This window comes from Nitrospinota bacterium (genome assembly GCA_035528715.1).
GTDB lineage: Bacteria > JADFOP01 > JADFOP01 > DATKYB01 > DATKYB01 > DATKYB01.
Genome location: DATKYB010000100.1, coordinates 1 through 8,123, shown reverse-complemented (window position 1 = coordinate 8,123; position 8,123 = coordinate 1). Strand labels below are relative to the sequence as shown.

The window sequence follows — 8,123 nt, the reverse complement described above, 5'->3', positions numbered from 1 at the left end:
GAAAAGGAAGACGGGGGTTCTTTGCCCGGGTTCCTGTCTACTCATCCCACTACCAGCGAAAGGATACAGACTGTAAAAACAGAGGCTGCAAGACTATTAAAAGAGAGTAAAACATTAAAGATAACTGCTTATAATGAGTATAAGTCTCGTCTGGAAGGCATGGTTTATGGCCCTGGAGAAAAAGACGGAATCATTGATGGAGAAGTATATAAAAATAAATTTGCAGGCATAACTCTCACTTTACCTCAGGACTGGAAAAAACAAAGTTCAAGACTACTATTTGTCACCAAACATCCCTACAGAAACTATCTCTTTCAACTCCAAATCCACGAATTAAAGAGAGAGACGGCCCTCAATGACTTTGTATATAATATCGAGAAAAAAATAGGCCTCCCACAAGGTCCTATCCAAAGAGTAACTATTAATGATTTTCACGGAGTGAAAAGAATCTATGAAGTAAAGGCCTCTTCAGGAGGAATGGGACTATCCATACTATACTTTTTGGAACCAAATAAGAAAATTGGTTATACCCTTCTTTCTTTAGCCCCTTTAAGGGAATATAAAAATGCCTCTTACTATTTCTCAAATATAGAAAGAAGTTTTAGAAAACTCTCTTCATCAGAAATAGAGGACATCAAGATTAAGCATATTAAGATACATACAGTTGAAAAAGGAGAAACATTTGTTAATCTATCAAAAAGATACTACGGTAATGATAAAAGAAAAAGGGATATTGCAGAATTTAATAGTCTACCTGCTGATACAAAGCTTCTTCCAGGAGAAAAGATAAAAATAATTCTACCTTAAACATCTAAATTTTACGTCTCATAAAATATTAAAATTTTATATTTCATAACATCATGTATTAAAAATCTGTGGGAAAAATACGCGATTGTTTATAAAAATTGTTAAAGCTTATAATCTTAATAATTTCTATATATCTACTTGAATAATAGAGAGATATATAATTGACAAAAATTAAAGCACTTTGTTTTAAAACTTAAAAAATAAGTAACTTGAGACTTCACTTCACAGGTTTTTCCACGCCCTCTCTACAATTTTTCTGAAAAGGTTTTTTCACTGTTTAAGATAATGTTAAAAATTATCCATGCTATTGATTATCTGACTAAATTTACCTTCCTTTTCCTTTGTTAAAAGACCCAAAATGCCTCCTGTATGAATAAAAAGAATATTTTCTCCAAATCTATTTTTATCAACATTGAGTTGGTCAAGCATCCCAAAAATTGCCTTACCTGTATAGACAGGATCAAAAATAATCCCTTCTTCCCTTGCTATCTCTATAATCAACTCTATCTCTTCATCTCTGCTTATGGCATAACCCAATCCCTTGTAACCATCTATTATATTCAGCTCTTTAGACTTTATATCTATATCTATGCTATATTTCCTTTTAGCCTCCATTATGATCTTATAGATTCTTTTAACAAAATATTCTTTATCATTACAGACATTTATACCATATATATCAGCTTTTATATTATAGATCTTTTTCCCTATGACAAGGCCTGCTGATGTCCCACCAGAACCGACTGCATGGACAATTGAATCTATCTCAATACTCATCTCTTTCATCTGTTTTTTTAACTCTTTCATCATATTAATATATCCAAAAGAACCGAGGCCATTTGACCCTCCCTCTGGAATTATATATGGTCTTTTCCCATCCGCTTTAAGATGAATTGAACATTCCTTTAGTACAGAATCTATTCTTTTATATTCTTGATGGTCTATGGTTATCACCTTTGCACCTAATATTTTATCAATCAGGAGATTTCCGCTATAATGCGATGTCTTGTCACCCCTTAGGATTAAAACAGGATCAATACCCAATCTCCTGGCTACAACAGCTGTTGCCCTCGCGTGATTAGATTGAATCCCTCCGCATGTAATGACCGTATCACACCCTTTTTGTATAATATCTTTAAAAAAGAATTCTAATTTTCTTATTTTATTTCCTCCCGTTAAAAAACCGGTGAGGTCATCTCGCTTGAGATAGATATTTGCACCATATATCTTGCTTAGTTTACAAAGCTTTATTATCTTTGTCGGAATGTTTGCAAGATTCAATTTCTCTGGAAAAATCATAATTAACCTCATCTAATTGAGCAGTTTCAGTCTTATTTTCTCAAATTTCCAACCCTCCATTTTTGATTCTTTAGATATTTAGTAAGGGAGGGAAAAAGAAAAAACCTATTTAGGGGTTCCTATTTTTGTAGCTTTCTTTTGAAGACACGAAAAATACAAAGATTTTATTATGAAGACTATTTTTTTGGATTGAATTAAAGAAAGAAATTTATCCCTCTTTCAAGGTAGTTAACACATCGTTTTTGACATTCTTAATATGCTCTCTCATGTATCTCTCTGCAAGATCGGCATCACGCTTCTCCAGTGAATCGAGTATCTTGAGATGCTCTTTCAAAGATTTTCTGGCCTTTCCAGGAAGAGTCAGCACCCTGTATCGCAACATCTGAATATGGCCATAGATATTATTCATCAATTCAGTAAGTTTTGTACTCCTTGCGGTATCAAGTATAATATCATGAAATTTTACATCTGCTTTATGGGCTATTAAAGGATCATCCTCAATAGGATTTCCTTTTGAGTCTTGAAAACACTCTTTTATCTTTTTTATCACATCACCATTTATATGCTGAATAGAAAGACGGACTGCTAATGCCTCTAAAAACTCCCTTATGGTAAGTATTTCCTCTATCTCTTCCTTGGATAATTTAACAATATAAGCCCCTCTCCTTGGAATAATTTTTACGATTCCTTCTTGCTCCAATTTGCTCAAGGCCTCTCTAATAGGGGTTCTGCTAACACCTAACTCTTCAGCAAGATGTTCCTCGTGAAGCTTTATTCCCGGCTCCATCTTATGGGATATGATCATCTTCTTTAATTCTTTATAAACCACCTCTTTTAAATTCGGATGTGTGATTGCCATCTTTATTCCTATAAATAAAATATTGATATTTTTAGATTTTTGTATTATGTATAATTTAAACAATCGGTATCTTATTGTCAAGGTAAAATATATACAATTATAACTTATTTAAAAAAGAATAAGATGAAAATCATTTCTCAGAAAAATCTGGTATATTCCTTTAGCAGGAAAAACCCTATAGCAGAATATATTTCACCAGGCCAACCCTTTAAAGTTGAAACCCATAACAGATTTGGCAAGAGACGGAATTTTTCAAATATTCTTTCTGACGATTCCTCTGAATTAAATGCCATAACAGGAAATATATTTATTAAGGGAGCTCTTCCTGGTTCAACTTTAGAGATTCATATAATTGATATAGAACTAACTGATAATAGAGGAATAATACTTGCCCATCCCAATAAAGGAGCATTTAAGGAAAAAATATCAAGACCATATAAAAAGGTGGTTCACTATGATAAAAATTTTGCATATTTTAATAATAAAATCAAACTTCCTCTATCCCCTATGATTGGCAGGATAGGGGTTGCTCCTAAAGACGGTCTCTTTCCTTGTGGAACATGTGGGCCTTATGGTGGCAATATGGACAATAAACTTATTAAAAAAGGATCAAAGGTCTATATTCCTATTTTCGTTGAAGGTGCTCACTTAGCCTTAGGTGACATCCATGCCCTTATGGGAGACGGTGAAAGCCTTCTCTCGGGTCTGGAAACCTCTGGTACAGTTACGATGAAATGTAATTTAAACAACAAACTGAAATTGACCCATCCGTTGGTAGAAACAAAAAAAGAGATCATGACTATTGCTGATGGTAAGACTGTTGAAAAGGCATCAAAGATAGCATTGGATAATATGGCAAACTTATTGGTAAAATGCCTTGATTTAGAATATATAGAGGCAGCGATGTTAATCAGCGTTTCTGCAGACTTGAAGATATGCCAGATTGTTAACCCAAGGGTCTGCGTAAAGGTAGTCTTGCCAAAGTCTATTTTAAAAATCTGATTCGTTTTTTGAGGTCATTCAAAAGAACTTCTGTTCTTTATCCCTTAAACAACACTCTGCCCAGAAGTGGGTCTTTTTGGGTAAATTTCCCTTCTTCCCGATCCTTTTTTACTGCCCTTTTAAAGATATTAACCTTTGCATCGAGATCTTCCGCATAATGAAGTATCAATGCTTCAATAGTCATCGGAGGTTTAGGAGAACCCCATTCCATATTGCCCTGATGGCTTAAAATAATATGGTCCAGTTGAATTAATTTATCTTCTGGAAAATCTTCAATCTTTCTTGCCTTTTCCTTTACCATATCGCTTCCTAAAACTATATGACCGATAAGATTGCCCTCTTCAGAATATTCTGTAATATTACTTACGGAAAGCTCTTTCAACTTACCTATATCATGCAATATAGCCCCAGCTATTAATAAATCTCTATTGACTTCCCCGTATTTTCCAGAGAAATAGTCACACGTTCTAGCAACAGATAGGGTATGTTCGAGAAATCCACCAATGTATTCGTGGTGGATTCTCATGGCCCCTGGATACATCTTTATCTTTTTCTCATTTTCCTTTGTGATTTCTTTAACCAGTTTCTGGATATATTTATCTTCAAGGCTATCGACAATATCAAGCAACTCTTTCCACATAGTCTCGATATCTCTTTCAGTTGTTTCAAAATAATTCAATTCATCAAATCCTTCTCTCTCATCCCTTTCTTCGACCTTCCTTATTTTCCTAATCGTTATTTGAAGGCCATTACCATACATACCTACTAAACCCTCTATCTTTACAAAATCTCCTTTTTGAAATTTGTCTTTATATTTACTAACATTATCCCAAATAACAGAGGGTATATGGCCTGTTTTATCCTTGAGATTAAGAGATATGTATTCCTCCCCATTTTTCTTCGCCCTTATCTGCTTTTCATCTACAAGATAAAACTCTATTATCTTTTCTCCCTCTTTTAAATCTTTTAGATATTTCATTGTATCTTCCCTTTTACTTGTTAAAAAAAATAGTTTCTTTTTAAATAATCAGCAATTTTACAGAGGGTGCTTAGATTTTCTTTTTTTTATTGTTAATCTATTTTATTTAACTGTCTAATTTTAAAAAACACGAAAGCAGGTCTTTGAAAGAAAAGTAATCGAGAATGACTGTAAACAAAAATAATATAATGACAATATTATGTCAATAGCATTAAATTTATCTTTACGATGAATTCTATTTCTGTTAAATAATAAAACTCGATTTGGAAAAGGAGATAAATTATGAAAGTTAATCTACTATTCACACCGGAAGAACTGGATTATATAGGAAATCTTGAAGACAAGATAGCTATCGTTATCGATATCATTAGGACAACCACTACAATAACAACAGCCTTCAAAAATGGCTGTTCTGCAATAATCCCTGTTTTGACTCTTGAAGATGCCTTTCAAAGAGCTAATAAAATAGGAAAAGATAAGGTTTTATTAGCAGGAGCCCAAAAAGGAGAAAGGATAGAAGGATTTCAATTGGGAAATTCACCAAGAGAATATGGAGAAGATATTATAAAAAATAAAATTATCATTATGAAGACAACTAATGGTACAAAGACTCTAAAAAGAGCATCTTCTGCCAAAGAGGTCTTCATCTCTTCCTTTATGAATATAACTGCCCTGATTAAGAAATTACAAGAATACTATAGAGACACAATTATTGTATGTTCTGGGCTTGGAGGACTCTTTTCTTTAGAAGATACTGTTTGTGGTGGAATGATTATAGAGGGTTTAATAAAAAACATAAAAAATAAAATAAAGCTTTCTGATTCGGCTCTGGCAGCAACTATAATCTATAATAGATTTAAGGATAATATTTTTAAAATGCTTGAAAAATCTGAATGGGGTAATCATCTAATAAAGAAAGGGGGTTATGAAGATTTAAAAATATGCGCCAGTATTGATAAGACAAATATCACTCCAAGGATGAAAAAAGAAAGAATTATAATATGAGAACGAAAAAAGAATTGGCATCAACGATACTCATCTTATTTTCTTATTGAAAATCTTCTTGGTGTACCTCCTGAGAATCGAAAAAATCACCTCTGATTCTCCTAAATTTACCTTATCCTTATCAAAGGATGGAATCTACTTCTCGATAAGGAAGGCCAACCCCATCCGCAACACCCCTGCAGACTATGTTTCCATTATATATATTAAGCCCCTTTTTTAATGGTAAACTTTCTGTAATCGCTTTTCTCCATCCTTTATTGGCTATATCCCTGATATATTGAAGGGTAACATTGGTAAGGGCATAGGTTGCGGTTCTCGGAACAGAACCTGGCATATTGGGAACACAGTAGTGGATAATACCTTCATCAAAAAATACAGGCTTACTATAGGTTGTTGGCTTAGAAGACTCAACACATCCCCCTTGGTCAATGGCAACATCAACTATGACTGCGCCCTTTTTCATCTTTGGTAGTATATCCCTTTTGAGAACATGCGGTGCCTTTCTACCCGGAACCAATACTGCTCCAATAATAATATGGGCCTCTGATATAACTCTTTCCAGATTATGTCTATTAGGAACGAGAGTCTTTATCTTGCCTGAAAAGATAGTTTCAAGATACTGAAGTCGTTCCATATTTATATCGAATACAGAAACCTCTGCTCCCAATCCTATTGCTATCTTTGCAGCATTAAACCCTACTGTACCTCCACCGAATATAACAACCTTTCCAGGCTCAAGCCCAGGAACTGCGCTTAAAAGAACCCCTCTTCCTCCCTCTGTCTTTTTTAGAAAGCTTGCCCCTTCCTGGACTGAAAGCCTTCCAGCAATCACACTCATGGGAATCAAAAGAGGTAGAGAACCATTTTCAAGCTGAACTGTCTCATAAGCAATGGCAATAACCTTCTGCTTTAACAAGCATTTCGTTAATTCCGGTGCTGCGGCCAGGTGCAAAAAGGTAAAAAGTATCTGATCTTTTTGAAGAAGTTCAAATTCCTCTGGCAAAGGCTCTTTGACTTTAACCACCATTTCGGACCTTAAATAAATCTCTCTTTTCGTCGAGAGAATTTCGGCTCCGGCATCTATATACTCTTTGTCACTTATACTAATTCCTTCTCCGGCCATGGTCTCTACAAAAACCTTATGACCATCTTTGACAAGGAGTTCTATCCCCTCGGGAACCATCCCTACTCTATATTCATGTTCCTTTATCTCTTTTGGGACACCTATAATCATTTTGCCACCTCAATAAATAAATTATATTTTAAAAAAGCCAATGACAAACAAATTTTGTAAGAAATAAATGAAAAATAAATAAAAAGATCAGATTTCTAGAATTATCCGGACAGAAATTCATGACCTCATCATCGGTATGTAAATAATTTTGATTTAAGTTTGCAATCTCTACCATCAAGATGAACTTTCTCCTTTCTTTTCAATAGTAAAGACCCCCCTAGCCTCTGCTGCTATCTGGCCATCCCTAAAAGTTGCCCATGATTTTATTATCGCTAAGTTTTTCTTTTGAGAAACTATTCTGCCATATATCAATAATGTTGTACCTATGGGAATGGGTTTTCTGAATCTTATCTCCATCTTTGCGGTATAACCAACAATTCCTTTTAAGTAAATACAGTATGCCATAGCATCGTCTAACACAGCAGTAATAATCCCTCCATGGGTAATATTGTTCCATCCTTGATGTTCTGCTTTTGGAGTAAATTCTGATTTTACTATTTTTCCTTCCATTTTAAATTTAAGCTTTAATCCAACAGGATTACTTTCACTACAAACAAAACAGTTCTCAGCAGAAAGTTCTTCTGTCATAGACATCTCCTTATAATTTGATTTTATGATTGATTAAAAAGATTTGATCGGACTGTAATTGAAATAAAAGAAATGTTTTCAAATTAAGATTATTAAACAAAAAATTAAAAAAATAAAAAAGCAGCCTCTATGCTGCCTTAAAATTTTTTATTTAGTTACAAAATGTTTTTTACATCACTTTTTCTTTGCTGTTTTTTTTACCTTTCCGTTTTCTGTATCTTTATCTTCTTTTTTCATATCCTTTTTCTTTGAAACTGACTTCTTTTTTTTCTCCTTCTTTTCTTTCTCCTTCTTCTTTTCCTTTTCCTTAACCTCTTTTTTATCCTCTGTTTTTTCTTCCTTTTTAGATT

The 8,123-nt window shown here is 33.8% G+C and carries 8 protein-coding genes; 3 read left to right on the top strand and 5 right to left on the bottom strand.

Translation table 11 applies throughout. From position 1 onward, the window contains the following. On the top strand, positions 1 to 807 hold an 807-nt coding region (locus tag VMW81_07340), incomplete at its 5' end, for a LysM peptidoglycan-binding domain-containing protein (protein ID HUU50756.1). 288 nt (positions 808 to 1,095) lie between these two features. Here the strand turns inward: VMW81_07340 and VMW81_07335 are convergent. After that, the gene (locus tag VMW81_07335) at positions 1,096 to 2,106 is read right to left on the bottom strand and encodes a D-cysteine desulfhydrase family protein (protein ID HUU50755.1); all 1,011 of its coding nucleotides are present in this window, start codon (positions 2,104 to 2,106) and stop codon (positions 1,096 to 1,098) included. 208 nt (positions 2,107 to 2,314) lie between these two features. Next, positions 2,315 to 2,965: a GntR family transcriptional regulator gene (locus VMW81_07330; protein HUU50754.1), complete on the bottom strand. Its 651-nt coding sequence runs from the start codon at positions 2,963 to 2,965 to the stop codon at positions 2,315 to 2,317. 123 nt (positions 2,966 to 3,088) lie between these two features. Here VMW81_07330 and VMW81_07325 point away from each other — a divergent pair, with 123 nt between their 5' ends. Continuing rightward, positions 3,089 to 3,967 (top strand): acetamidase/formamidase family protein, encoded by an 879-nt coding sequence (locus VMW81_07325; GenBank protein HUU50753.1) that lies wholly within the window; start codon positions 3,089 to 3,091, stop codon positions 3,965 to 3,967. A gap of 37 nt (positions 3,968 to 4,004) precedes the next feature. On the opposite strand, the gene VMW81_07320 is transcribed toward VMW81_07325, so the two are convergent. Then, positions 4,005 to 4,946 (bottom strand): HD domain-containing protein, encoded by a 942-nt coding sequence (locus VMW81_07320; GenBank protein ID HUU50752.1) that lies wholly within the window; start codon positions 4,944 to 4,946, stop codon positions 4,005 to 4,007. A gap of 282 nt (positions 4,947 to 5,228) precedes the next feature. Here VMW81_07320 and VMW81_07315 point away from each other — a divergent pair, with 282 nt between their 5' ends. Then, on the top strand, positions 5,229 to 5,951 hold the full coding sequence (locus VMW81_07315) for a 2-phosphosulfolactate phosphatase (protein HUU50751.1): 723 nt from the start codon (positions 5,229 to 5,231) through the stop codon (positions 5,949 to 5,951). Between the two features lie 121 nt (positions 5,952 to 6,072). Here VMW81_07315 and ald read toward each other — a convergent pair whose 3' ends face one another. Continuing rightward, positions 6,073 to 7,185 carry an alanine dehydrogenase gene (ald, locus tag VMW81_07310; GenBank protein HUU50750.1) on the bottom strand — a complete coding sequence of 371 codons (1,113 nt, stop codon included), beginning with the start codon at positions 7,183 to 7,185 and terminating at the stop codon, positions 6,073 to 6,075. A 174-nt stretch (positions 7,186 to 7,359) separates the two neighbouring features. Continuing rightward, a complete protein-coding gene (locus VMW81_07305; GenBank protein HUU50749.1) occupies positions 7,360 to 7,773 on the bottom strand; it encodes a PaaI family thioesterase in 414 nt (137 codons plus the stop codon). Positions 7,774 to 8,123: the final 350 nt, after the last annotated feature.

Coding starts and splice junctions, on each gene's coding strand:
- VMW81_07315 (HUU50751.1), top strand. CDS start 5,229: ATGAAAGTTAATCTACTATTCACACCGGAAGAACTGGATTATATAGGA.
- VMW81_07320 (HUU50752.1), bottom strand. CDS start 4,946: ATGAAATATCTAAAAGATTTAAAAGAGGGAGAAAAGATAATAGAGTTT.
- VMW81_07330 (HUU50754.1), bottom strand. CDS start 2,965: ATGGCAATCACACATCCGAATTTAAAAGAGGTGGTTTATAAAGAATTA.
- VMW81_07335 (HUU50755.1), bottom strand. CDS start 2,106: ATGATTTTTCCAGAGAAATTGAATCTTGCAAACATTCCGACAAAGATA.
- ald (HUU50750.1), bottom strand. CDS start 7,185: ATGATTATAGGTGTCCCAAAAGAGATAAAGGAACATGAATATAGAGTA.
- VMW81_07325 (HUU50753.1), top strand. CDS start 3,089: ATGAAAATCATTTCTCAGAAAAATCTGGTATATTCCTTTAGCAGGAAA.
- VMW81_07305 (HUU50749.1), bottom strand. CDS start 7,773: ATGACAGAAGAACTTTCTGCTGAGAACTGTTTTGTTTGTAGTGAAAGT.